The following is a 24,612-nucleotide window of genomic DNA, read 5'->3' as shown; positions in this document are numbered from 1 at the left end:
AATTCACTCGGAAGAATCTTTCTACATGCGCTTGGCGTCATTCCAGATCACCAACTTTCGCTCGATCAACGACAGCGGCCTCATCGACTCCACACAGATCACGGCGATCCTCGGTCGAAATGACAGCGGCAAATCGAACCTGCTGCGCGCACTCCACAGCCTGAACCCCGCAGAGGGCCTGGCCGAACTCAGCCCCATCAAGGACTTTCCCCGCCACCGGCGCCTGGAAGAGTGCACCGGTGACACCCCTGTTGTCTTCACACGCTGGAGCCTGGACGAGAGCGAGCAGGCAGAGCTGGCGGCGATCCTGCCGCGCGCGGCGGGCGTGCGCCACGTTACCGCCGCCCGCGGCTATGGCACGGCGCGCCAGGCCGGGCTCGAAGGGCTCACGGCGCTGTCGCTCGACGTGAGCGACATCAAGGGCAAGGTCCGCAAGATCGTGCCGGCCGTGAAGGCCGCCGCAGAAAAGGTCGCCGAGGAAGCGAAGGCCACGCTCGAGCAGGAGGCCGACACCTTCGACGCCGCGATGATCATGAGCCCCGACTACATCAAGTGGTCGGCCGGCGCGGTCAAGGCGGCGCAGGCCCTGCGCAAGGCGCTGGCCGTGGCGGGCGCCGAACTCAGCGACAAGCAGGAGCAGATGCTGGCCGAGCTGGAAGACATGGCCCTGTCCATCTCCAACGACACGCCCGCGCTCGCCCGCGCGCAGGCCTGGGTGATCGAAAAGCTGCCGCGCTTCGTCTATGTCGACGAATACCCGGCACTGCCCGGCCGCCAGAACATCGCCGAATACCTGGGGCGCCAGGGCTGGGGCCAGCTCACGCCCGAGCAGCAGAGCTTCGGCAAGCTGTGCAAGGTCGCGGGGCTCGATCCGCAGAAGCTGCACGACCTGCTCGAAAAGAACGACCAGGCCACGCGCAACCAGCTCGTCAACCGTGCCGGCTCGGTGGTGACGGCAGAGATCCGCCGCCTCTGGAAAGATCGTCCGCTGAAAGTGCGCTTCAACCTCGACGGCCAGTACCTCGACACGCTGGTGTCCGACCCGAACGGCGCCTACGAGGTCGAAGTGAACCTCGACGAACGCAGCCGCGGCTTCCAGTGGTTCTTCTCGTTCTACATCGCGTTCTTTGCTGACACGAAGGGCGGGCGTGCGGAAGACGCGGTGCTGCTGCTGGACGAACCCGGGCTGCACCTGCACCCGCACTCGCAGGCCGACCTGTTGGCGCACTTCGAGAAAGACTTCGGCAACCAGATCATCTACACCACGCACTCGCCGTTCATGGTGCCTGCGCATCGGCTCGACTCGGTGCGCACGGCCAGCCTCGGCGAGACCAGCGGCACCACTGTGAGCAATGCCGCGGAGGGCGACGAGCGCACGCTGTTCCCGCTGAAGGCGGCACTGGCACTGAGCCGGCTTGGGAGCGAGCCGGTGGCTGTGAAGGCGGAGCCGACGAAGCCGGCGGCTGCAAAAACGGTGACTGCAGAGGGCGTGAAGCCTGCCAGGGCGGCCAAGCCCGCGGAGGTGATGCCTGCCGCCGTGGCCGCGCCTGCCGAAGTGGCGCCCGTTGCCGCAGTCGTTGAGCCTGTCGCCGAACCGGTCGTCGCGCCGGTCGCGGTGCCACCCGTCAACGTGGCTGCGACTCCTGTGCCGATGGCTGCGCCTGCCGAGGCGGTCGCCGAGCAGGTGGAACCGGGCTGATCATCCGCGCGTGGCCTGCCTCGTGACCGGGGTGGGCGGGACTTCGTCGCCCTCCTTGAACATCCGCTCCCCCGCAAAGTCCACAAACGCCCGCACCTTCGGCGACAACTGCCGGCTCGACGGCCACAGCGCCGAGAACTGCCCCTGCCGCACGAGGTGCGTGGCCAGCACGCGCTGAAGCTCGCCTCGGTACAGCGAATCGCGCGCCAGGAAGTCAGGCATGTAGGCCACGCCGAGTCCGGCCACGGCCGCGCCCAGCATGGCTTCCATGTTGTTGCACAGCAGGCCGGGCGGCAGTTGCGCGGGCAGCCCGGGCAGGTCCCATTCCTCGACCTTGCCGCCGGTCACGAACTTGTAGCGCAGGCAGGCGTGCTGTATCAGGTCGGCCGGCACCTGCGGCACGCCGTGGCGTTCGAGATAAGCCGGTGACGCCACCAGCACGAACTGGAACGGGCCGAGCCGCCGCGCCACCAGTTGCGAATCGACCAGGTCGCCGCTGCGAATTGCCACGTCGACGCCCTCGGCGATCACGTCGACCAGCCGGTCGTTGAAGTCGAGGTCGAGCTCGATCTCGGGGTAGCGCGCCTTGAAGTCCGGCAGGATCGGCAGCAGGAAGCGGTAGCCGATGGTCGGCAGGCTCACGCGCAGGCGGCCGCGCGGGGCGGCGACGGCGTCTTGCATCATGGCGCGCGCATCGTCCAGCTCGTCGAGGATGCGGCGGCAGCGCTCGTGGAAGAGCGCGCCTTCCTGCGTCAGCCGCGTGTGGCGCGTGGTGCGGTTGAAAAGGCGCACGCCGAGCTGCTGCTCGAGCCGTGCGACGTTCTTGCCCACCGCCGAAGCCGAGATGCCCAGCTGCCGGCCGGCCTTGGCAAAGCTCAGCTGGTCGGCCGCACGCACGAAGGATTCGAGTCCGCTGAAGCTGTCCATGGATTAACAACCCTGGGTTGGGAGTGTGAGGATCAATGGCGCCATTTTCATTCCATTGATTCCTTTCTATCTTCTGTGGCTTCCTTTCTCCTGCGTGAAAGCCTTCGATGTCCACGTCTTCTCCCAACAAGAACTGGCTGCTGGCCGCCGTCTGCCTGGCAGCGCTGGGCATGCCGCTGAGCTTCACCGGCCCGGCGGTGGTGCTGCCCGCGATCCGCGATGCGCTGGGCGGCAGCCCGGTGCAACTCAACTGGGTGACCAACGCCTTCATGCTGAGCTTCGGCGCCACGCTGATGGCGGCCGGGGCGCTGGCGGATGCCTATGGGCGCAAGCGCGTGTTCCTGCTGGGGCTCGCGGTGGTGGCGCTGAGCAGCTCGCTGCTGACGCTGGCCCCGGGCATCGTCGCCTTCGATCTGGCGCGGGCCCTGCAGGGGCTGGGCTCGGCCGCGGCCTTCGCGGCGGGCACGGCCGCGCTGGCGCAGGTGTTCGACGGCGCGGCGCGCACGCGGGCCTTCAGCCTGATCGGCACTTCGTTCGGCGTGGGGCTGTCGTGCGGCTCCATCCTCTCGGGCTGGCTCGCCGAGAGCTTCGGCTGGCAGGCGGTGATGCTGAGCCCTGGCGCGGTCAGCCTCGTGGCGCTGTGCATCGCCGCGCCGAGCATGCGCGAGTCGCGCAATCCGGATGCCATGGGGCTCGACATGCCGGGCACGGCGACTTTCACCGCCGCGCTGAGCCTGCTGACGCTCGGCGTACTGCAGGCGCCCGACAGCGGCTGGGGCAGCCCGTGGGTGCTTTGCGCGCTGGCGGGCGCGGCGCTGATGGGCACGGCTTTCATCGCCATCGAGCGGCGCGTGGCGCATCCCATGCTCGATCTGTCGCTGTTCCGTTTTCCGCGCTTCGTGGGCGTGCAACTGCTGGCTGCCGCGCCGGCCTATGGCTTCGTCGTGCTGCTGGTGCTGCTGCCGATCCGCTTCATCGGGCTCGAAGGGCGCAGCGCGATCGAGGCGGGGACTTTCATGTTCGCGCTCTCGGGGCCGATTCTCATCGTGCCGACGCTGGCGGCATCGCTTGCGCACCGGTTCTCGGCGGGCGTGATTTCGGCCGTGGGGCTGCTGGTGTGCGCGGCGGGGCTGTTCTGGCTCAGCCGCTGCGCGCCGGGCACGCCGCTGCACGACATCGTGTGGCCGCTGTTGTTGATCGGCGCCGGCATCGGCCTGCCGTGGGGCCTGATGGACGGGCTGGCCGTGAGTGTGGTGCCGCGCGAGCGGGCGGGCATGGCATCGGGCATCTTCAACACCGTGCGAGTGGCGGGGGAGGGGATTGCGCTGGCGCTGGTGGGGGCCGGACTGACGGCACTTGTGACGGCGCAACTGGGGCATGCCGCCGCCGCATCGCAGGCGGCGCAGCGCGTGACCACCGGGAACATGTCGCAGGCGCTGGCCCTGCTGCCCGGCATGGACCGCGCGGCGCTGCTGCATGCCTACGGCGCCGCATTCGGCACGCTGCTTTGCGTGCTGGCAGGCGTGACGGTGATGACGGCGCTGGTGGTGTTCGCGTTCCTGCGCGGCGAGACACACGCCGAGACTGGTGCCGTGGCGCTGGAGTCGACGGCCTGTTGAGACCTGCTCAGGTTTGCGCTGCCGCTTCGAAGATGTCGCGCAGCCATTGCGTGAACACTCGCACCCGCGACGACAGCTGCCGGTTCTGCGCATAGAGCACCGAGACCGGCATCGGCGGTGGCGCGAAGCCGGGCAGCAGCACCTTCAGTCGCCCGTCTGCGAGTTCGCCGGCCACGCGATAGCGCGGCACCTGCACCAGCCCCAGGCCCGCGACGGCCGAGCCGGTGTACAGGTCGGCGCCCGTCACCGAGACGATGCCGCCGAGCTGCACGCTCGTCACCCGCCCATCGACCGTGAATTCGAGCGGCACCGCCTTGCCCGTGGCGCTGGAGATGTAGTGGATGGCGCGGTGCACCGACAGCGCTTCCACGCTCTCGGGCTCGCCATGCTGCGCCAGGTAGGCCGGGCTCGCGACCGTGACCTGCGGCAGCAGCGCCACGCGCCGCCCGACCATCGATGAATCTTGCAGCGTGCCCGCGCGCAGGACGCAGTCGACGCCTTCGCGTACCAGGTCGACCAGCCGGTCGTCCTCGCCGATGTGCAGTTCCAGGTCGGGATATCGCGCCAGGAACGCCGGCAGCGCGGGCACTACGAAATGCCGCGCCAGCGTGCCCTGCAGGTTCACGCGCAGCAGGCCCTTGGGCGCCTCGTCGCGGAACAGGCCTTCGGCCTCTTCCACGTCGGCCAGCAGCCGCACGCAGCGGCGGTAGTAGGCCTCGCCGTCCTGCGTGAGGCGCACGGTGCGGGTGGTGCGCTCCAGCAGCCGGGTGCCCAGGCGCTGCTCCACGCGCTTGATGAGGTTGGTGACGGTGGCGCGCGGAATCTGCAGGTCTTCGGACGCCTGCGTGAAGCTCTGGCGCTCGGCGATGCGCACGAAGGCCAGCATTTCCTGGAAGCGGTCCATGGCCGGGCTCCGGATCTATTGTTGAAGTAAATGAAATGGTAATGGCGATTCAAGGCTAATTATCTTTAGGTTGGAACGATCGATCATTCGTCTCACCAACCAACCACTGCAAAGGAAACAGCCATGAACAAGTCCTCCAACTCCAAAGTCGCCCTCGTCACCGGCGCATCGCGCGGCATCGGCGCCACCATTGCGCGGCGGCTCGCCAAGGACGGCTTCGCGGTCGCCGTCAACTACGCGTCGAGCCCGGCGCAGGCCGACGCCCTCGTCGCCGAACTGCAGGCCGCTGGCGGCAAGGCTTTCGCGGTCAAGGCCGACGTGGCCAGCGCCGGCGAAGTGCGCGCCATGTTCGACGCAGTCGAGGCGCAGCTCGGCAAGGTCGACGTGCTGGTCAACAACGCCGGCGTGCTCAAGACCGTGCCGCTGGCCGAGCACACGGACGCGCTCTACGACCAGACCTTCGACATCAACGTGCGCGGCACCTTCAACACGCTGCGCGAAGCCGCCACGCGCCTCAACGAGGGCGGGCGCGTCGTCAACTTCTCGAGCACCACGCTCGCGCTGAACATGCCCGGCTATGCGATCTACAACGCCACCAAGGCGGCGGTCGAGGCCTTCACGCACGTCTTCGCCAAGGAACTGCGCGGCCGAAACATCACGGTGAACGCCGTGGCGCCGGGCCCGATCGCCACCTCGCTGTTCCTCGACGGCAAGACCGAAGAACAGATCCAGACCTTCGCCAGGATGCCCCCGCTGCAGCGCCTCGGCCAGCCCGAGGACATCGCTTCGGTGGTGGCCTTCCTCGCCGGCCCGGACGCGGGCTGGGTCAACGGGCAGGTCCTGCGCGCCAACGGCGGCGTGGCCTGAGGCATTCGCTTTCTCGGATCAACCCAACCCATACGGAGAAACCTCATGCAAAAGCAGATCATCCTGGTCACCGGTGCTGGCACCGGCATTGGCAAGCTCAGCGCGCAATCGCTGGCCGAAGCCGGCCACGTCGTCTACGCGTCGATGCGCGACATCGCGGGCCGCAATGCCGGCCGCGCCGCCGAACTGCGCTCGCTCGCTGCGGCGAAGAACATTCAGCTGCACCCGCTCGAACTCGACGTGCTCTCGCAGGACTCGGCCGATGCCGCCGCCGCGACCATCGTGCGCGAGCAGGGCCACCTCGACGTGGTGATGCAGAACGCCGGCCACCTCGTGGTCGGTCCGACCGAGGCCTTCACGCCCGAAGAGATCGTGAAGGTGTTCGACACCAACGTGCTCGGCGCGCAGCGCGTGAACCGCGCGGTGCTGCCGTACCTGCGCAGGCAGGAGTCGGGGCTGATGCTGTGGATCAGCAGCACCACCACCAAGGGCGGTTTTCCGCCGTTCATGGGCCCTTATGGCGCGGCCAAGGCGGCGATGGATTCGCTGGCCGTCACGCTGGCCTACGAGATCGCGCGCTTCGGCATCGAGACTTCCATCGTCGTGCCGGGCGCCTTCACCAGGGGCACCGACCACTTCCCGAGCGCGGGCAAGCCGGCCGACATCGCGACTGCCGCCGCCTACAGCCGCTACGACGGCGTGATGGACCAGATCGGCGAACGCCTCTCGGCGCTGACGCCCGACAACGCCGACCCGCAGGCCGTGGCCGACGAGATCGTGCGCATCGTGGGCCTGCCCGCCGGCACGCGGCCGATGCGCTCGCTGATCGACTTCGTGGGCGACGGTGCGACGGAGGTGTTCGAGGTGTCGGAGCGTGTGCGCATCGAGTTCGCGAAGCGCATCGGCATGGGCGATCTGCTCGAAGCGAAGGTACGGCGCTAAGAGGCTAAGAGGAGGCTAAGGGAGGCGTCATAAAAGGTGGGTCGGTCTTCCTGTCCAATAGCGGCATGGAAAACCCACCCCACGACCTCGCGGAACGCGTGACCGAGCTCGAGATCAAGTCGAGCTACGCCGAAGACCTGCTCGACCAGCTGAACATGACGATCTACCGCCAGCAGCAGCAGATCGACCGGCTGATCCTGCAGGTCACGCAACTCAAGGAGCAGAGCCAGAACGCGATGCAGGACGGCGCCGCGCGCAACCCGCGCGACGAGCTACCGCCGCATTACTGAGTCAGGAAGATCAGCCGTGCGAGTGCCAGAGCACGGCGAAGAAATGGCAGGTGCTGCCCGCCAGCACGAACAGGTGCCACACCGAATGCGCGAAGCGCACCTTGTTGTCGAACAGGAACACCACGGCGCCCGCCGTATAGAAGAGCCCACCGGCCACGAGCCAACCCAGCCCTGCCGGTGACATGCGCTCGTACAGCGGCACCGCAGCCATCAGCGCCATCCACCCCATCGCCACATAGAGTCCGGTCGACCACAGCGGATGCTGCAGCCGGTTGAACAGCTTGGCGCTCACGCCCAGCACGGCCGCCGCGCAGATGGCGCCGAACAGCGTCCACCCCAGCGGCCCGCGCAGCACGCCGAAGAGAAAGGGCATGTAGCTGCCCGCGATGAAAAGGTAGATGGCCGCGTGGTCCAGCCGGTTGAACCAGGCCTTGGCCCGGCCCATGGGCAGTGCGTGGTACAGCGTGGAGATCAGGTACAGCACGATGGCCGTGCCCGCGAAAAGACAGGCGCCGACCACGCCCGCGGCCTGCCCCTTCTGCACCGCGTTGTAGACCAGGATGGGCAGCGCGGCGATGGCCAGCGCCAGGCCCAGGCCGTGGCTCAGGGCATTGAAGAGTTCTTCCATCGCCGTCTGGTCGCGGGCTGCCAGCACGGAGGTGCGCTGCGAGGGTTGCGTCTGGGAGGGAGCTGTCGTCATCGGAACCTCATGCAGATGGAGGGATGTAGTGGTTGCCTACTTGACCTGCTGCTTGCCCAGCTTGCGCGCCAGCGTACGCCGGTGCATGCCGAGCCTGCGCGCGGTCTCCGAGATGTTGAAGCCGGTTTCGGCCAGCGTCTCGTGGATGCGCTCCCATTCGAGCGTCTTGATCGAGGTCGAGCGGTTGGTCAGCTCGACCTCTGTTGTGCCGGCGGCGCGGCCGAAGGCGGCCTCGATGTCGTCGGTGTTCGACGGCTTGGCCAGGTAGTGGCAGGCGCCGAGCTTGATGGCTTCCACGGCGGTGGCGATGCTGGCGAAGCCCGTCAGCACCACGATCAGCATCTTGGGGTTGTGCCGGTGCAGCATCTGCACGGCGGCCAGGCCCGAGGCCTCGCCGTTGAGCTTCAGGTCGACCACCGCGTAGCCGGGCGACGCGGTGGCCAGCAGGGCGTCGACTTCCGCGAGGTTGCCTGCCTGCGTCACGGCATAGCCGCGGCGCTCGAAGGAGCGGCCGAGCGCGCGCGCGAAGGCGTCGTCGTCCTCGACGATCAGCAACTGGCGCTCAGCTTCGGTTTCGGTCATTGCCTTCCACTTCGATGGTCTCGCCGTCGAGGACCTTTTCGTCGTCCTCTTCCGCCTCTTCTTCTTCCAGCACGATGGCCGCGAGCGGCAGCGTGATCTTCACGATGGCGCCGCCCTCGGGCCGGTTGGCCGCCGCGACGCGGCCGCCGACCGTGCGCGCCACGTTCACGACCAGGAACAGCCCCAGCCCACCGCCGGGGCGGCCCTTGCTCGACTGATAGGGTTTGCCGAACTCCTTCAGGATGGCCGGCAGGAAGCCGGGGCCTGCGTCCGTGACCGTGATCGTCAGCGCGTCGGCGTCGTGCGCCGCCTCGAGGCGCAGCCAGTGCGGCGACGCCTCCAGCGCATTGTCGAGCACGTTGCAGATCATCTGCTTGAGGGCCGAGTCGGAGACCATGGGCAGGTCCCGGCCAAAGCGGTTGTCGTATTCGAAGTCTTCCACGGGGCGGGTGGTGCGCCACTCTTCGATCAGGTCGTCGAGGAAGGTGCTGACCGTGGTTTCTTCCGACGACTCGCCACGCGCCTCGCCGGCCGACAGCAGGATGCCGCTCACGATGCTCTTGCAGCGCTGGATCTGCAGTTCCATCTCGGCCACCTCGGTCAGCAGCTCGGGGTCGGAGCTGAAATGCGGCAGCCGGCGCCAGTCGCCCAGGATCACCGCGAGCGTGGCCAGCGGCGTGCCCAGCTCGTGCGCCGCACCCGAAGCCAGCAGGCCCATGCGCACGATGTGTTCTTCTTCCGAGGCGCGTTGGCGCAGGTCGGCCAGCCGGGCGTCGCGCGCGCGCAGGTTGCGGCCGATGCGGGTGATGAAGATCACGAGCAGCGCCGCGTTCAGCGCGAAGCACACCAGCATGCCCTGGATGTAGGGGCTCCACAGGCCGCGGTTGTGGTCCAGCGGCAGCGCGAGCGGACGCGAGAACAGCGCCAGCCCGGCGAAGCAGATGCTGGTGATGACCACGATGGTCCAGGTCGACCAGGGCTTCAGCAGCACCGCGCCGAGTGTCACCTGCAGCAGGAACAAAAACACGAAGGGGTTGGTCGCGCCGCCGCTCAGGTAAAGCTGCGCCGTGAGCGTGGCCACGTCGACCAGCAGCGCGAGGAACAGTTCGCCGTTGGTCACGCGCCGGTGGCTGCGCGAACGTAGCAGGCTCACCATGTTGAAGAGCGCAAGGCAGGTCAGCACCTGCAGCATGTGGTCCAGCGGCAACCGGATCGCGAAGCCGTAGTGCACCACCAGGATGGTGACGACCTGCCCGACCACGGCGAACCAGCGCAGCTGGATCAGCTGCTGCATGTTCTGGTGGCCGGTGGCGTTGTCGAGGCTCGCGACGCCGGCGCGGGGAGCGTGCAGCTCGCCCGCGACCGCGGCGGTGTCAGTCGTCGCGGCGAGCATCTTGGGCGGGGCGGGCTTCGGCATGGGCCACATTTTCGCTGCGCCGCACGAACCAGGCCGCGACCAGCACCATCAGGGCCAGGCCGTACCACGTAAGGGCGTAAACCAGGTGGCTGTTGGGAAAGGCGATGACCGTGAGGCCGGCGGCGGGCCATGCGGGGGTGTCGATGGTGGCCGTGGCTTGCGCGGGTGCGGCCTCGGCATCGACGAAGTAGGGCGCGACGTCGTTCAGGCCGCGCGCCGCGGCAATCGCCTGCACGTCGCGCGAGAACCAGCGATCGGCGGCCGCGTCGTTCTTGCGCAGGAAGCCGCCCTTGGGCTCGGTGAGGCGCAGCAGGCCGGCCACGGTGGTCTCGCCCTGTGGCTCTGGCGCGGTGCGGGCCGGGCGTTCGCGTGCTTCAGGCGGCACGAAGCCGCGATTGACGAGCACCACGGTGCCGTCCCCGCTGCGCAGCGGGGTCAGCACCCAGAAGCCGGCGCCAAGCTTGGTGCTGGCCTGCACCAGCGTCTCTTTGTCGTGGAGGAAAGTGCCGGCAAGGCGGACATGCCGGTATTCGTCGTTGGCCGCGTTGACCGTGGGCCATTCGTTTCGCCCGGGGGCCGCGCTGGCCGGGGCATGCACGCGCTGTTCGACGCGGGCGATGAGATCGAGCTTCCAGGCCCTGCGCTCGACCTGCCAGGTGCCGAGCGCGAAGAAGCCGGCAAAGGCGAGGGCTGCGCCGACCGCCAGCGCCACCCGCGCGGCGGTGGAACGCTGGCGGACCGCTGCCGCCATCAGGGCATGTTCTTCATGTCGTGCATCGAGGCCGGCATCATGTTGGTGTTCATGTGGTACATGACCCACAGCGAACCGGCCAGCGTGATGACCACGAGCACGAGCGTGAAGATCAGCGCCAGCATGTTCCAGCCGCCTTCGGACTTGGCGTCCATGTGCAGGAAGTACACCATGTGCACCACGATCTGCACCACGGCGAAGGCCAGGATGACCAGGGCGGTGGTGTTGGGCTTGTCGAAGACCTTGGCCATCACGAGCCAGAACGGAATGGCGGTGAGGATCACGGCCAGCACGAAGCCGGTCATGTAGCCCTTGAAGGTGCTGTGGCTCACCGGGCCATCGTCGTGGCTGTCATGGCCATGTGCGCCGTGGCCGGCGGTTTCGGTGTGCGCGCTCATTGCAGCGATCCCATCAGATACACGAAGGTGAAGACGCCGATCCAGACCACGTCCAGAAAGTGCCAGAACATCGACAGGCACATCAGGCGGCGGCGGTTGGCGGCGGTGAAGCCGTGCTTGGGCAGCTGGATCATCAGCACGATGAGCCAGACGATGCCGAAGGTCACGTGCAGGCCGTGGGTGCCCACCAGTGCGAAGAACGACGACAGGAAGGCGCTGCGCTGCGGGCCCGCGCCTTCGTGGATCAGGTGCGCGAACTCGTACAGCTCCAGGCCGATGAAGCCCGCGCCCAGCAGGCCGGTGATGGCCAGCCAGACCAGCACGGCGCCCATGCGGCGCTTCTGCATCTCGAGCACGGCAAAGCCGTACGTGATGGACGACAGCAGCAGCAGCGAGGTGTTGATTGCCACCAGCGGCAGGTCGAACAGGTCGGCGCCCGAGGGGCCGGCCGCGTAGCTGCGGCCCAGCACGCCGTACACCGCGAACAGGCACGCGAAGATGAGGCAGTCGCTCATCAGGTAGAGCCAGAAGCCCAGCAGCGTGCCGTTCTCGGGGTGGTGGTCTTCGTTGCGGACGTTGAAGACCTCGAACGCGGGCGCGTTCGACGCTTGGCCGGCGCTGCCGGCGGAAAGAGCGGTGGTGTTAGACATGGGCAGCTAGCAGGCGCGTGCGCGCGTCTTCGGTGCTGACGACTTCTTCCGTGGGGATGTGGTAGTCGCGCTTGTAGTTGAACGTGTGGATGATCACTGCGGCGAGCATGGCGACGAAGCCGATGCCGGCCACGAGCCACATCTGCCAGATCATTGCGAAGCCGCCCACCGCGGCCAGCGCCGCGATGATGAAGCCGGCGGCCGTGTTCTTGGGCATGTGGATCGGGCTGAAGCCTTCCAGCGGACGCTGGTAGCCGCGGGCCTTCATGTCGGACCAGGCGTCGTTGTCATGCACGCGCGGCGTGAACGCGAAGTTGTAGGCCGGCGGAGGCGACGAGGTCGACCATTCGAGCGTGCGGCCGTTCCACGGGTCGCCCGTGGTGTCGCGCAGCGATTCGCGGCGAATGAAGCTCACCACCAGCTGGATGATGAACGAGGCGATGCCCAGCGCGATCAGCACGGCGCCGAAGGCGGCAACCTGGAACCAGATCTGCAGCGACATGTCCTGGAAGTGGTTCATGCGGCGGGTGACGCCCATCAGGCCCAGGATGTACAGCGGCATGAAGGCGAACCAGAAGCCGACGATCCAGAACCAGAACGAGCACTTGCCCCAGAACGGGTCGAGCTTGTAGCCGAAGGCTTTCGGGAACCAGTAGGTGATGCCCGCCAGCATGCCGAACAGCACGCCGCCGATGATCACGTTGTGGAAGTGGGCGATCAGGAACAGGCTGTTGTGCAGCACGAAGTCGGCCGGGGGAACGGCCAGCAGCACGCCGGTCATGCCGCCGATCACGAAGGTGATCATGAAGCCGATGGTCCACATCATGGGCAGCTCGAAACGGATGCGGCCGCGGTACATGGTGAAGAGCCAGTTGAAGATCTTCGCGCCCGTCGGGATCGAGATGATCATCGTCGTGATGCCGAAGAACGAGTTCACGCTGGCACCGGAGCCCATGGTGAAGAAGTGGTGCAGCCAGACGAGGTACGACAGGATGGTGATCACGACCGTGGCGTACACCATCGAGGCGTAGCCGAAGAGGCGCTTGCCGGAGAAGGTGGAGACCACTTCCGAGAAGATGCCGAAGGCCGGCAGGATCAGGATGTACACCTCGGGGTGGCCCCAGATCCAGATCAGGTTCACGTACATCATGGCGTTGCCGCCGAGGTCGTTCGTGAAGAAGTTGGTGCCGACGTAGCGGTCGAGCGACAGCAGGGCCAGCACGGCGGTCAGCACCGGGAAGGCTGCAACGATCAGAACGTTGGTGCACAGCGCGGTCCAGGTGAACACGGGCATCTTCATCATCGTCATGCCGGGCGCGCGCATCTTCACGATGGTCGCCAGCAGGTTCACGCCGGATAGCAATGTGCCCACCCCCGCTATCTGCAATGACCATATGTAGTAGTCGACCCCCACGTCGGGGCTGAAGAGAATGCCCGACAGCGGCGGGTAGGCCAGCCAGCCGGTCTTGGCGAATTCGCCGACGAACAGCGACGCCATCACGAGGCCGGCGCCGAAGGTGGTCATCCAGAAGCTGAAGTTGTTCAGGAACGGGAAGGCCACGTCGCGCGCGCCGATCTGCAGCGGCACCACGAAGTTCATGAGGCCCGTGACCAGCGGCATCGCCACGAAGAAGATCATGATCACGCCGTGGGCGGTGAAGACCTGGTCGTAGTGGTGCGGCGGAAGGAAGCCGGCGTTGTCGCCGAAGGCCATCGCCTGCTGGGCCCGCATCATCAGCGCGTCGGCAAAGCCGCGCAGCAGCATCACCAGGCCCAGGATGATGTACATGATGCCGATCTTCTTGTGGTCGATGCTGGTGATCCAGTCGCGCCACAGCATGCCCCACAGCTTGAAGTAGGTCAGTGCGCCGAGGACGGCGATGCCGCCCAGCACCACGCCCGCAAAGGTCGCGAGCAGGATCGGTTCGTGGAAGGGAATCGCCTCCCATGAGAGGCGGCCGAAGACGAGCTTCGTCAGGTCTAGGTTCTGCAACATCTTATTCTTCGGTGGTGCACATCGCGGTGACGTACTTGCGCTTGGGCGTGTCGAGTGAATCGACCTGCCAGGCTTGCTTGGTGGCAACGTTGAAGGCGCCGGGCTTGCCCATGCCGCCGTCGGCGTCGATGGCCATCATTTCCTTCATGCACATCTTGTTGCGGTCCACGCACAGGTTGAGGATGGCGTCGTACAGGGCGGGGTCCACGGCGGCGTAGTGACGCACGGGCTCGCGCTCGCTCGGCACTTCGAGCTTCTTGTAGAGATCGCGCGTGAGTTCGCCGTCCTTGCCGGCCTTGACCTTCTGGACCCACTGGTCGAAGTCGCCGTTGCTCAGGCCGTGGAACTTGAAGCGCATGCCCGAGAAGCCGGCGCCGCTGTAGTTGGCGGAGAAGCCTTCGAACTCGCCCGGCTTGTTGATCACCGCGTGCAGCTTGGTTTCCATGCCCGGCATGGCGTAGATCTGGCCGGCCAGCGCGGGGATGAAGAACGAGTTCATCACCGAGGAGGCCGTGATCTTGAAGCTGATCGGGCGGTCCACCGGGGCGGCCAGCTCGTTCACCGTGGCGATGCCCTGCTCGGGGTAGATGAAGAGCCACTTCCAGTCGAGCGCCACCACTTCGACCACCAGCGGCTTGGTTTCGGCCGGAATCGCGCGCTGGGCGTCGAGGCGGCGCAGCGGCTGGTAGGGGTCGAGCGTGTGGGTGCTGATCCAGGTGATGGCGCCCAGCGCGATGATGATGAGCAGCGGCGCCGCCCAGATCGCCAGTTCGAGCTGGGTCGAGTGGTCCCAGTCGGGGCTGTAGGTGGCCTCTTTGTTGGACTGGCGATAGCGCCAGGCAAAGAAGATGGTCAGGGCGATCACCGGGATGATGATGATCAGCATCAGCACGGTGGAGACGACGATGAGGCGTCCCTGCTGATTGGCGATGTCGCCGGATGGGTTCATCAGCACCGTGTTGCAGCCCGCCAGGAGCATGGCGGAAAGCAGCAGGAGTGATCGGCGAAGGTTCTTGAGGATGTGCATGCCGAAGGAAAAGAGGTGCAGGGGCGACGCAAAAAGACCCCACAATCTACGCCTGAAGACGGGTTTCGCCTATTGGACGTTTTGTCCTATGGCGGTAAATGTGATTCGGTGCGACGCTCTGGGATCTCCATGGTCTTATGGTGTCGCGCCCCGGCGTGACACCTGAATTACAGCAAGCAATGACGACGTCCAGCATCAGTCCGCAAGGCGCACAGCCGCTGCCGAACTCGCCCGAGCATGGCGGCGCCCGGCAGGGCGACGACCACTCGCACATCGCCCCCGGCGAGATCGCGGTCGGCGTGATCATCGGCCGCGCCTCCGAATATTTCGACTTCTTCGTCTACGGCATCGCCTCGGTGCTGGTGTTCCCGGCGGTCTTCTTTCCGTTCGAGCAGCACCTCGAGGGCGTTCTCTATTCGTTCCTGATCTTCTCCTTCGCCTTCATTGCGCGTCCGTTCGGAACTGTCATCTCGATGGTCATCCAGCGACGATTCGGGCGGGAGGCCAAGCTCACGTCGGCGCTTTTCGTGCTGGGCACCTCCACCGCCGGCATCGCCTTCCTGCCGGGCTATGCGAGCCTGGGCTTCACGGCGATCGTGCTGCTGTCGGTGTTCCGTTTCGGCCAGGGCCTGGCGCTGGGCGCTTCCTGGGACGGCCTGCCGTCGCTGCTGGCGCTGAATGCGCCCGCCAATCGCCGTGGCTGGTACGCCATGCTGGGCCAGTTGGGCGCGCCCATCGGCTTCTTCATTGCCAGCGCGCTGTTCGCTTACCTGTATTCGAGCCTGCCGTCCGAAGACTTCCTCGACTGGGGCTGGCGCTACAGCTTCTACGTGGCCTTCGCGATCAACGTGGTGGCGCTGTTCGCCCGCCTGCGCCTGGTGGCCACCGACGAATACTCGCGCCTGCTCGAAGAGCGTGAACTGGAGCCCACCAGCGTGAGCGAACTGGTTCGCTCGCAGGGCGCCAACCTGCTGATCGGCGCCTTCGCCGCGCTGGCCAGCTATGCGCTGTTCCACCTGATCACGGTGTTCCCGCTGTCGTGGATCACGCTGTATTCCGACCAGTCGGTCACCGAATTCCTGATCGTGCAGATGATCGGCGCAGTGCTCGGCGCCGCCGGCATCGTGGCTTCGGGCCTGCTGGCCGACCGCATCGGCCGACGCTTCACGCTGGGCGGCCTGGCTGCCGTGATCGCGGCTTTCAGTGGTTTCGCCCCCACGCTGCTCGATGGCGGCCGCGTCGGGCAGGACATCTTCATCCTGCTGGGCTTCGTGATCCTGGGCCTGTCGTACGGCCAGGCGGCCGGCGCCGTGACTTCGAACTTCGCGCCCAAGTACCGCTACGTTGGCGCGGCGCTCACGGCCGACCTGGCCTGGCTGATCGGTGCGGCGTTCGCGCCACTGGTTGCCCTCGGCCTGTCGGCCCACTTCGGTCTGGCCTACGTCAGCATCTACCTGCTGTCGGGTGCCATCGCCACGCTGGGCGCGCTGGGGCTGAACCGGGCACTGGCGCGGGACTGACGATTTGCACAAGGCAGCCAACTGCCGCCGTTTCTTTCAAAAGGGGCCGTTTCGGCCCCTTTTTCATTAGGATGCCCCGATGTTCGCCGCCGCAATCTTCGACATGGACGGGCTGCTGATCGATTCGGAGCGGCCCATCATGGCCGCCTGGATCGAGGCCGCCCGCACGCTCGACATCGAGCTTTCGCACAGCCAGTACCTGCAGGTCGTCGGGCTGGCCATGACCGAGTCCGAACACATCCTCGCGGCGCTGCTGGGGGGTGCGGATGCCTACAACCACGCCGTGGCTCATGTCCGCCAGCGCCTGCAGCTGGAGCGCTCTGACGGTGCGCCCCTGTTTCCCATCAAGCCCGGCGCGGCCGAATTCCTGAGCGCGCTGCGCGAACGCGGCACGCGCTGCGCCGTGGCCTCGTCGTCGACCAGCGGGCAGATCCAGGCCTGCCTTGGCAGCCTGGGCGTGCTGCACCATTTCTCGGCTTTTGCGGGCGGCGACGAGGTTGCGCGCGCCAAGCCCGATCCGGCGCTCTACCTGCTCGCGGCCGAACGGCTGGGCGTGGACCCGGCGGAATGCATCGCCTTCGAGGACAGCGAGAACGGCGCCAAGGCGGCGCTCGCTGCGGGCATGCGTGTCGTGGTCGTGCCCGACCTCAAGCACCCGCCTGCATCCATCATCGAGCGGGCCTTCCATGTGCTCGAGTCGCTGCACGAAGCGGTGCCGCACCTGCCGCGCTGGTTTCCCGGTGAGGCAGCAGCAAGGCTCTCATGATCAAGATCGGCACGCTCTGCCATGTAGTCGACAGCTGCCTGGCGTCGCCCTTCACGGAGCGTGCGGTGGGCCGGATCGTGGAAGTGGTCTCGCCGCCCTACGAGGCGCCGAGCGAGCGCTACCTGCCCGGCACGTACTACGACGTGCTGTTCGAGGGCTGGACCTTCTATTGCCGCAGCGACAAGCTCGTGCCCATTTCCGACCCCGATGCCGAGATCGAACGCTGGGAAGACGCCTTCCTCGACGAGCCTTCGCCAGCCGTTCAGAGCACTTCGTCGCGCAACTGCGGGAACACCTTCGACACCTTCGCGAGCAGGTAGTCGCCATAGCGCCCGCTGAAGGCGTGCACGTTGGCGCGGTCCCAGCGCTCGGCGCTGTCGTCGCGCGCCTCGGCGCCTGCGAGGCCTTCGATGCGCTGCACGCGCGCCTCGAAGTTCGGATCGAAGAACAGCGGAAACGACAGCCGGTCGCGCCCCGAAGTGTTGCGCTTCACCCGGTGCGGCGTCGATTTGTAGAGCCCGCCGGTCATGCGGTCGAGCATGTCGCCGATGTTGCAGACAAACGAGCCCGCCACGGGCGGCGCGTCGATCCAGCCACCTGGCGTGTGCACCGCGAGGCCGCCGACCTGGTCCTGATGCAGGATCGTGAGCAGCCCGTAGTCGGTGTGCTCGCCCACGCCCCACTGCACGTCGAGGCCTTCGGGCACGGCCTGCGTCGGATAGTTGAAGAGGCGGAACAGGATCAGCGGGTCGGCCGTGTAGCGTTCGGCGAAGTAGTCCGCGTCCAGGCCGAGGCTCAGCGCGATGCCTTCCATCAGCCGGTGACCCAGTTGCGTAACGGCCGCCATGTAGTCGAGGATGGTCTCGCGAAAGCCCGGCACGTCGGGAAACAGGTTTGGCCCGTGCACTGGCGTTTTCGCCTGCACCAGTGGGTGCGTGGGGGGCAGTTCGGTGCCGAGGTAGAGGCCTTCCTTCCAGTCGGGCCGGCCCGAAGTCAGCTCGCCGCCGAGCGGGAAGAAGCCGCGCCAGGCGCGTCCGCCGAGGGCCATGCGCCACTGCATCTTGGTTTCTTCGGGCAGCTCGAAGAAGCGGTGGCTCAGCTCTTCGAGCCGCTTCACCAGCGCCGCATCGACGCCGTGGCCCGTCACGTAGAAGAAGCCGTGGGCGCGGCAGGCGGCGCCGATCTGTGCGGCGACGGCGTCGCGCCCGGGTGTGTTTGCCACGAGTGCGGAGACATCGATGAGGGGGAGGGTGGTGTCGGTCATGCGTCTCTCGCGAAAGGCGATCGGATGTCGGACAGGAACTGCTGCGCACGCGGATGCTGTGGCCGGTTGAAGAAGTCGTCGGGCGTGGCGCGCTCCAGCACCTTGCCTTCGTCCATGAACAGCACGCGGTCGGCTACCTCGCGCGCGAAGCCCATTTCGTGCGTCACGCAGACCATCGTCATGCCGTCGCGTGTCAGGTCGCGCATCACCAGCAGCACTTCGCCGACCATTTCGGGGTCGAGCGCGCTGGTGGGTTCGTCGAACAGCATCAGCGGCGGCTGCATCGCGAGCGCGCGTGCAATTGCCACGCGCTGCTGCTGGCCGCCCGACAGTTCGCTCGGCCATGCGTTGGCCTTGTTCGACAGGCCCACGCGATGCAGCAGCGCCATCGCGCGCTCGTCGGCCTCCTTGCGCGTGAGGCCGCGCAGCTGCATCGGCGCCATCGTGCAGTTCTGCAGCACCGTGAGATGCGGGAACAGGTTGAACTGCTGAAAGACAAAGCCGATGCGCGAGCGGAAGGCGTTCACGTCCAGGCCCGGCGCATGGATGTCCTGCCCGTCGACGACGATGTGGCCCGATTGAATCGGCTCCAGCCGGTTGAAGGTGCGGATCAGCGTCGACTTGCCCGAGCCCGAGGGCCCGCACACCACGACGACTTCGCCCTTGTGGATGGTCTCGCTGATGTCGACCAGCGCGTGGTAGCTGCCGTACCACTTGTTGACTTTTTCGAGTTCGATCATGCGGACACCTTGGCGGTGGCTGTAGAGATGCCGCGGCGCGCGAGCCGGCGTTCCAGCCAGTAGGCGAAGCGAGACAGGCCGAAGCAGAGAATGAAATACGTCCCGCCCAATATCAGGTAGATCTGCGCGGGCTTGGTGAACACCTGCGTGTTGATCTGCGTCGCGATGAACGACACCTCGGCCAGCCCGATGATATAGCCCAGCGAGGTTTCCTTGATGGTCGAGACGAACTGGTTCACCAGCGAGGGCAGCATGCTGCGCAGCGCCTGTGGAAGCACCACGAGCCGCATCGCTCGGCCATAGCCCAGGCCCAGTGCGCGGGCCGTTTCCATCTGCCCGCGCGGCAGGCCCTGGATGCCGGCGCGCACGATCTCGGCGAGGTAGGCGGCATCGAACACCACGAGCGCGATCAGCATGGTGGTGAACTGATCGGTCTTCACGCCCGTGACGCTGGGCAGGAAGAAGTAGGCCCAGAAGATCACCATCAGCAGCGGCAGTCCGCGCACCACGAACACGAAGCCCGTGACCGGCCAGCGCAGCCAGCGCCACGGGCTCACGCGCGCCAGCCCGAGCACGATGCCCAGCGGCAATGCCAGCACGAGGCCGCAGGAGGCCAGCAGCAGCGTGAGCACCAGCCCGCCGAGTGGGCCGTTGGGGTACTGCCCGATGAGGAAGTAGACCCAGTAGTCGTTGATGATCTGCAACATCGCGTTGGCGCCCTCAGATGGTCCGCACCGGGTAACGGTGGTGGTACCAGGTCGCCAGCCCGGTGATGGCCAGCGACACCGTCAGGTACGCCGCGCTCGCGAACGCAAAAGACTCGAAGCTGCGGAAGGTCGCGCTCTCGACCTGGCCCGCCTGGTACATCAGCTCGGCCACGCCGATCACTGTGGCGATGGAGGTGTTCTTCCAGAGGCTCAGCGTCTGCGAAATGAGCGGCGGAATGGTCACGCGCAGCGCCTGCGGCAGCACCACGCGGCGCATGGTGGCCAGGTAGCCGAAGCCCATTGCGCGGCCGGCTTCGAACTGCACCGAGGGAATCGCGCGGATGCCGCTGCGGATGTCTTCCGCCATGAAGGCGGCCGTGTACAGCGCCAGCGCGATCACAGCGCTGTAGGCCTCGATATGCCCCGCGTAGAGCCATTGCTTGATGCCCTCGGGCAGCAGCTCGGGCGCGCCGAAGTACCAGAACAGCATGTGCGCGAGCAGCGGGATGTTGCGGATCGACTCCACGTACGCAAAGCCGAGCCAGCGCAGCGGCGCGAATGGCGACAGCCGCAGGAGCGCCACCACCAGCGCGATGGGCAGCGCCAGCACCAGCGCGGCCGCGAGCAGCTGCAGCGACAGCAGCAGGCCCGCGATGAGCATGTCGTGGTACTTGCCCGTCAGCAGCAAGGAATAGTCGAACAGGGGCATGGGGGGCGACAGTATCACCGCCGCGAAGGGCCGGGGTCGCGTGCCCCCATCCCGGCCTTCCCCCGGCGGGGGAAGGAGAAACGCGGGCTCAGTCGATCTTGTCGGAGTCGAGCTTGAAGTCGCGAGTCTGGAAGCCAGAAGCCGTCGTCGGGCCGTACCACTTGATGAAGATCTTCTGCGCTTCGCCCGACTTCTCGAGCTCGCGCAGCGTGTCGTCCACCACGGCCTTCAGGCCGGTCTCGCCCTTCTTGATGCCGATGGCCAGCGCCTCGGTGCTCAGGTTCTGCTTGAGCACCACGTACTGCGCCTTCTGCGGGCCCAGCTTGGCGTAGCTGCGCAGCAGTGCGGCCTCGTCGTCCACATAGCCCACGCCCTTGCCCTGCTGCAGTGCCTGGAAGGCCTGCTGGCTCGTGTCGAAGGTCACGACCTCGACGTTGGGCACGGCCTTGCGGATGTTGGGCTCCTGCGTGCCGCCGCGGATGGTCAGCACCTTCTTGCCCGCGAGCTGCGGCACTTCGGCGATGCCGCTGTCCTTCTTCACGATGGCCTTCTGGCCGGTGACGAAGGTGGTGAGAGAGAAGTCGATCTGCGCCTCGCGCTCCTTGTTGTGCGTGAGGCCGGCTGCCACCAGGTCAACGTGGCCCTGCTGCAGCTCCGGAATGCGCGCGGCCACAGCGATCTGCTTGAGCACCGGCTTCACGCCGATCTTCTTGGCGATGGCGTTCACCAGGTCGACTTCGTAGCCGACGATCTGACGCGTCTTCGGATCGACGAAGGTCGCGGGCTCGTCGGTGCCGAGCACGCCGACGACCAGTTCGCCCTTTTTCTTGATGTCGGCCAGCTGGTCGGCGTGGGCGACGGTGCCGAGCAGGAAGGTGGAAGCGGCGACGGCCGCGGCGAGCAGGGTGTGGCGCATAGGTTGTCTCTCTCCTAAAGGAAATTCAGGGTCGAACCATATCAATAAAACCCCTGATTATTAAATCGTCAATCGACATATGCATATGGACAAGCTGAAGGCGGTTATTACGGGCTGGGTTAAATTCGCGGCGCCAAAAACGCGCTCCCGCCGTTTTCTTCCCGCATCTCATCCAGCGAGATCCTCATGATCATCAAACCCCGCGTACGTGGCTTCATCTGCGTCACGACCCATCCCACCGGCTGCGAAGCCAACGTCAGGCAGCAGATCGACTACGTCAAGGCCCAGGGGCCCATCGCGGGCGGCCCGAAGAAGGTGCTGGTGATCGGCGCGTCGACCGGCTACGGCCTGGCCGCGCGCATCACCGCCGCCTTCGGCTGTAGCGCCGACACGCTCGGCGTGTTCTTCGAACGCCCGGGCAGCGAAACCAAGCCCGGCTCGCCCGGCTGGTACAACACCGCCGCTTTCCATCGCGCCGCGACAGCCGAAGGCCACTACGCGAAGAGCATCAACGGCGATGGCTTCTCCGATGCTGTGAAGCAGCAGGTCATCGACACCATCCGCGCCGACCTTGGCCAGGTCGACCTCGTCGTCTACAGCCTGGCAGCGCCGCGACGCACGCATCCGAAGACCGGCCAGGTCTTCAACTCGGTGCTCAAGCCCATCGGCAAGTCGGTGAACCTGCGCGGCCTCGACACCGACAGCGGGGCCGTGAAGGAAACGGTGCTCGAACCCGCGACGCAGGAAGAAATCGACAACACCGTGGCCGTGATGGGCGGTGAAGACTGGCAGATGTGGATCGACGCGCTGCAGCAGGCCGGCGTGCTGGCCGACGGTGCGAAGACCACGGCGTTTACCTACCTGGGCGAGCAGATCACGCACGACATCTACTGGAATGGCTCCATCGGCGCTGCCAAGAAGGACCTCGACCAGAAGGTGCTGGGCATCCGCGCGCAGCTGGCCGCCAAGGGCGGCGATGCGCGCGTGTCGGTGCTGAAGGCGGTCGTCACGCAGGCCAGCTCGGCCATTCCGATGATGCCGCTGTACCTGTCGCTGCTGTTCAAGGTGATGAAGGCGCAGGGCACGCACGAGGGCTGCATCGAGCAGGTGCACGGGCTCTTTGCCGAAAGCCTCTACGGCAGCACACCGCACATCGACGAGGACGGCCGCCTGCGCGCGGACTACAAGGAACTGGCGCCGCAGGTGCAGGCTCGCGTGCTGGAGCTCTGGCCGCAGGTGACCGGCGACAACCTCGACGAGCTCACCGATTTCGCCGGCTACAAGACCGAGTTCCTGCGCCTCTTCGGCTTCTCGGTGGAGGGCGTGGACTACGAGGCCGACGTGAACCCCGACGTGGCCATTCCCGGCCTCGTGCAGCTCTAGCAAGCGCCTGGAGGGATACTCCCGCCCATGCAGATTCAAGAAAAGCCGCCCGCCGGCACGCCGTTCGACTGGATCGGCGGCGAACCGAAGGTAGAGGCGCTGGTCGAGCGCTTCTACGACCTGATGGACCTCGAGCCCGCCTATGCGCAGTTGCGCGCGGTGCACGGCACCAGCCTCGACAACGCGCGCCAGCGCCTGTTCTGGTTCCTGTGCGGCTGGCTCGGCGGGCCGCAGCACTACACCGACCGCTTCGGCCATCCGATGCTGCGCGCGCGCCACCTGCCGCAGAGCATCGGCGGCCACACCATCGGCATCAAGGAGCGCGACCAGTGGCTGGCCTGCATGGACCAGGCCATGGGCGAGACGGGCGTGCCGGAAGACTTGCGCGAACGCCTGCGCGACTCCTTCTTCAAGACCGCCGACTGGATGCGCAACCGCGGCGAGTGACCGACCGATCACACAACGATTTCGAAAGACGCTTCTCTCATGAATTCCATCGTCATCATCGGCGGCGGCCATGCCGCGGCCCAGCTCTGCGCCGGCCTTGCCGAAGCAGGGCAGGGCGCGCGCGTGCACCTGGTCTGCGAAGAGGCCTGCGAGCCGTATCACCGCCCGCCGCTGTCCAAGGCCTTTCTCAAGAGCGCGGAAGAAACCACGCAGCCGCACAAGGCCGCCGACTGGTACCGCGAAGCGGGCATCACGCTGCACCTGGGCGATGCCGCCGTTGCCATCGACCGCGAGGCGCACACCGTCACTCTGCGTTCGGGCGCGATCCTGCCGTGGCAGCAACTGGTGCTGGCCACCGGCACCCGCGCGCGCCAGATGCCGGACTTGAAGCCGGGCCTGGAAAACGTCGCGAGCCTGCGCGCGGCCGACGAAGCGCATCGCCTGCGCACGCGGCTCGCGGCGGCCGAACATGTGACGGTGCTCGGCGGCGGTTTCATCGGTCTCGAAGTGGCGGCCACCGCCAAGGCGCTCGGCAAGTCGGTGCAGGTGATCGAGAGCGCGCCGCGGCTGCTGGGGCGCGCGGTGTCGCCCGAGCTGTCGGCGCACGTGCTCGCCACGCACCGCGCGGCCGGCATCGACATCGTGCTCGGCGCGCAGACCGGCGCGTTCGAAGTCGAAGGCGACCGGCTGGTGTCGGTGCAGGTCAACGGCGTGAAGCAGCCTGTCGACCTGCTGCTGCTCGGCATCGGCGCAGTTCCCGAGACCGCGCTCGCGCAAGCGGCCGGCATCGAATGCGCGGACGGCATCGTGGTCGACGGCCACATGCAGACCAGCGCGGCCGACGTGCTCGCGGTGGGCGACTGCACGCGCTTCCCCGACCGCCGCGCGGGCCGGGCGCTACGGCTCGAATCGGTGCAGAACGCCAACGACCAGGCGCGCACCGCAGTGGCCACGCTGACCGGCGCGGCGCGCGCGCACGACGCGGTCGCGTGGTTCTGGTCCGACCAGGGCGGCATGCGCCTGCAGATGGTCGGCCTGATGCCGGCCGAAGGCACGCCGGGCCTGAGCAGCGTGCGCCGCGCGGGGCCGAAGCCCGATGCGTTCTCGCTTTTCCATTACGTCGACGGTCAGCTCGTGTGCGTGGAGTCGGTGAATGCGCCGGTCGATCACATGATGAGCCGCAAGCTGCTCGAAGCGGGGCGCAACCCCGATGCGGCGGCGGTGGCGGATGCGGCGGTACCACTAAAGAATCACCTGTCGTGAACCTGTCGTAAGAGTGCCGCAGGTCAGGCCCGGTTCACTGGCCTGTCACTCTGCTTTCAGAGACTGGTCTTCCTCTAATTTGCAGGGAGACCTCTCGATGAAGAACGATGCAGCGGCCACGTCGCTTT

General features: G+C 66.8%; 26 protein-coding genes. 11 read left to right on the top strand and 15 right to left on the bottom strand.

From position 1 onward, the window contains the following. Positions 1-25 precede the first annotated feature (25 nt). On the top strand, positions 26-1,699 hold the full coding sequence (locus tag ACTG4X_RS27365; protein ID WP_440532413.1) for an AAA family ATPase: 1,674 nt from the start codon (positions 26-28) through the stop codon (positions 1,697-1,699). On the opposite strand, the gene ACTG4X_RS27360 is transcribed toward ACTG4X_RS27365, so the two are convergent. Then, positions 1,700-2,626, bottom strand: a complete 927-nt coding sequence (locus tag ACTG4X_RS27360) for a LysR family transcriptional regulator (protein WP_093057990.1) — start codon at positions 2,624-2,626, stop codon at positions 1,700-1,702. 107 nt (positions 2,627-2,733) lie between these two features. Between ACTG4X_RS27360 and ACTG4X_RS27355 the strand changes: the two genes are divergently transcribed. Continuing rightward, the gene (locus ACTG4X_RS27355) at positions 2,734-4,245 is read left to right on the top strand and encodes an MFS transporter (protein WP_440532412.1); all 1,512 of its coding nucleotides are present in this window, start codon (positions 2,734-2,736) and stop codon (positions 4,243-4,245) included. A 7-nt stretch (positions 4,246-4,252) separates the two neighbouring features. On the opposite strand, the gene ACTG4X_RS27350 is transcribed toward ACTG4X_RS27355, so the two are convergent. Then, a complete protein-coding gene (locus ACTG4X_RS27350) occupies positions 4,253-5,149 on the bottom strand; it encodes a LysR substrate-binding domain-containing protein (protein WP_440532411.1) in 897 nt (298 codons plus the stop codon). Between the two features lie 123 nt (positions 5,150-5,272). On the opposite strand from ACTG4X_RS27350, the gene ACTG4X_RS27345 reads away from it, so the two are divergent. The 3 genes from ACTG4X_RS27345 (at position 5,273) to ACTG4X_RS27335 (ending at position 7,248) form a co-directional block, all read left to right on the top strand. Next, entirely contained in the window at positions 5,273-6,016 is a 744-nt protein-coding gene (locus ACTG4X_RS27345; RefSeq protein WP_440532410.1) for an SDR family oxidoreductase, read from the top strand. 45 nt (positions 6,017-6,061) lie between these two features. Further along, positions 6,062-6,958, top strand: coding sequence for an SDR family NAD(P)-dependent oxidoreductase (locus ACTG4X_RS27340; protein WP_440532409.1), 897 nt, complete (start codon positions 6,062-6,064; stop codon positions 6,956-6,958). 65 nt (positions 6,959-7,023) lie between these two features. After that, positions 7,024-7,248, top strand: coding sequence for a SlyX family protein (locus ACTG4X_RS27335; protein WP_093057985.1), 225 nt, complete (start codon positions 7,024-7,026; stop codon positions 7,246-7,248). Positions 7,249-7,258: 10 nt separating this feature from the next. Here the strand turns inward: ACTG4X_RS27335 and trhA are convergent, their stop codons facing one another. The 8 genes from trhA to cyoA are packed head-to-tail and all read right to left on the bottom strand — an operon-like array spanning position 7,259 to position 14,769. Beyond that, positions 7,259-7,948, bottom strand: coding sequence for a PAQR family membrane homeostasis protein TrhA (trhA, locus tag ACTG4X_RS27330; RefSeq protein WP_177142429.1), 690 nt, complete (start codon positions 7,946-7,948; stop codon positions 7,259-7,261). A 36-nt stretch (positions 7,949-7,984) separates the two neighbouring features. Then, complete coding sequence (locus ACTG4X_RS27325; protein WP_093057984.1) at positions 7,985-8,530, bottom strand: response regulator transcription factor; 546 nt, start codon at positions 8,528-8,530, stop codon at positions 7,985-7,987. After that, positions 8,511-9,947 carry an ATP-binding protein gene (locus ACTG4X_RS27320; protein WP_177192784.1) on the bottom strand — a complete coding sequence of 479 codons (1,437 nt, stop codon included), beginning with the start codon at positions 9,945-9,947 and terminating at the stop codon, positions 8,511-8,513. Before ACTG4X_RS27320 ends, ACTG4X_RS27325 begins: the two co-directional genes overlap by 20 nt. Beyond that, complete coding sequence (locus tag ACTG4X_RS27315) at positions 9,904-10,698, bottom strand: SURF1 family protein (RefSeq protein WP_440532408.1); 795 nt, start codon at positions 10,696-10,698, stop codon at positions 9,904-9,906. Before ACTG4X_RS27315 ends, ACTG4X_RS27320 begins: the two co-directional genes overlap by 44 nt. After that, a complete protein-coding gene (cyoD, locus tag ACTG4X_RS27310) occupies positions 10,698-11,096 on the bottom strand; it encodes a cytochrome o ubiquinol oxidase subunit IV (RefSeq protein ID WP_093057982.1) in 399 nt (132 codons plus the stop codon). The genes ACTG4X_RS27315 and cyoD overlap by 1 nt, the downstream gene beginning before the upstream one ends. After that, positions 11,093-11,746: a cytochrome o ubiquinol oxidase subunit III gene (gene cyoC / locus ACTG4X_RS27305; RefSeq protein ID WP_093057981.1), complete on the bottom strand. Its 654-nt coding sequence runs from the start codon at positions 11,744-11,746 to the stop codon at positions 11,093-11,095. Before cyoC ends, cyoD begins: the two co-directional genes overlap by 4 nt. Then, complete coding sequence (gene cyoB / locus ACTG4X_RS27300; protein ID WP_093057980.1) at positions 11,739-13,742, bottom strand: cytochrome o ubiquinol oxidase subunit I; 2,004 nt, start codon at positions 13,740-13,742, stop codon at positions 11,739-11,741. Before cyoB ends, cyoC begins: the two co-directional genes overlap by 8 nt. Position 13,743: 1 nt before the next feature. Continuing rightward, positions 13,744-14,769 carry a ubiquinol oxidase subunit II gene (cyoA, locus tag ACTG4X_RS27295; RefSeq protein ID WP_093077606.1) on the bottom strand — a complete coding sequence of 342 codons (1,026 nt, stop codon included), beginning with the start codon at positions 14,767-14,769 and terminating at the stop codon, positions 13,744-13,746. 179 nt (positions 14,770-14,948) lie between these two features. On the opposite strand from cyoA, the gene ACTG4X_RS27290 reads away from it, so the two are divergent. The 3 genes from ACTG4X_RS27290 (at position 14,949) to ACTG4X_RS27280 (ending at position 17,375) form a co-directional block, all read left to right on the top strand. After that, complete coding sequence (locus ACTG4X_RS27290) at positions 14,949-16,289, top strand: MFS transporter (protein ID WP_093057978.1); 1,341 nt, start codon at positions 14,949-14,951, stop codon at positions 16,287-16,289. A 79-nt stretch (positions 16,290-16,368) separates the two neighbouring features. Further along, on the top strand, positions 16,369-17,055 hold the full coding sequence (locus tag ACTG4X_RS27285) for an HAD family hydrolase (protein WP_440532407.1): 687 nt from the start codon (positions 16,369-16,371) through the stop codon (positions 17,053-17,055). After that, positions 17,052-17,375 carry a hypothetical protein gene (locus tag ACTG4X_RS27280; protein ID WP_093178640.1) on the top strand — a complete coding sequence of 108 codons (324 nt, stop codon included), beginning with the start codon at positions 17,052-17,054 and terminating at the stop codon, positions 17,373-17,375. The genes ACTG4X_RS27285 and ACTG4X_RS27280 overlap by 4 nt, the downstream gene beginning before the upstream one ends. Here ACTG4X_RS27280 and ACTG4X_RS27275 read toward each other — a convergent pair. From ACTG4X_RS27275 to ACTG4X_RS27255, 5 genes are all read right to left on the bottom strand, one after another. Beyond that, positions 17,318-18,319, bottom strand: coding sequence for an isopenicillin N synthase family dioxygenase (locus ACTG4X_RS27275; protein ID WP_440532406.1), 1,002 nt, complete (start codon positions 18,317-18,319; stop codon positions 17,318-17,320). The genes ACTG4X_RS27280 and ACTG4X_RS27275 overlap by 58 nt on opposite strands. Beyond that, the gene (locus tag ACTG4X_RS27270; RefSeq protein WP_093077349.1) at positions 18,316-19,059 is read right to left on the bottom strand and encodes an amino acid ABC transporter ATP-binding protein; all 744 of its coding nucleotides are present in this window, start codon (positions 19,057-19,059) and stop codon (positions 18,316-18,318) included. The genes ACTG4X_RS27275 and ACTG4X_RS27270 overlap by 4 nt, the downstream gene beginning before the upstream one ends. Next, positions 19,056-19,766: an amino acid ABC transporter permease gene (locus ACTG4X_RS27265; RefSeq protein ID WP_081265922.1), complete on the bottom strand. Its 711-nt coding sequence runs from the start codon at positions 19,764-19,766 to the stop codon at positions 19,056-19,058. Before ACTG4X_RS27265 ends, ACTG4X_RS27270 begins: the two co-directional genes overlap by 4 nt. Positions 19,767-19,779: 13 nt before the next feature. Next, positions 19,780-20,475, bottom strand: a complete 696-nt coding sequence (locus tag ACTG4X_RS27260; protein WP_440532405.1) for an amino acid ABC transporter permease — start codon at positions 20,473-20,475, stop codon at positions 19,780-19,782. 88 nt (positions 20,476-20,563) lie between these two features. Next, entirely contained in the window at positions 20,564-21,391 is an 828-nt protein-coding gene (locus ACTG4X_RS27255; protein WP_093077344.1) for an ABC transporter substrate-binding protein, read from the bottom strand. Between the two features lie 186 nt (positions 21,392-21,577). Here ACTG4X_RS27255 and fabV point away from each other — a divergent pair, with 186 nt between their 5' ends. Genes fabV through ACTG4X_RS27240 form a run of 3 tightly spaced genes read left to right on the top strand, consistent with a single transcriptional unit; the run spans position 21,578 to position 24,484 of the window. Then, a complete protein-coding gene (gene fabV / locus ACTG4X_RS27250) occupies positions 21,578-22,774 on the top strand; it encodes an enoyl-ACP reductase FabV (protein WP_440532404.1) in 1,197 nt (398 codons plus the stop codon). A gap of 27 nt (positions 22,775-22,801) precedes the next feature. Beyond that, on the top strand, positions 22,802-23,221 hold the full coding sequence (locus tag ACTG4X_RS27245) for a group II truncated hemoglobin (protein WP_093057971.1): 420 nt from the start codon (positions 22,802-22,804) through the stop codon (positions 23,219-23,221). Between the two features lie 39 nt (positions 23,222-23,260). Continuing rightward, on the top strand, positions 23,261-24,484 hold the full coding sequence (locus ACTG4X_RS27240) for an NAD(P)/FAD-dependent oxidoreductase (protein ID WP_093077341.1): 1,224 nt from the start codon (positions 23,261-23,263) through the stop codon (positions 24,482-24,484). The last annotated feature ends 128 nt before the right edge of the window (positions 24,485-24,612 follow it).

Origin of the sequence: Variovorax sp. YR566, assembly GCF_051992195.1 — a bacterium.
Lineage (GTDB): Bacteria > Pseudomonadota > Gammaproteobacteria > Burkholderiales > Burkholderiaceae_C > Variovorax.
Note: the sequence above shows the minus strand (reverse complement) of the source record. Positions and strands in the feature narration are given on the sequence as shown.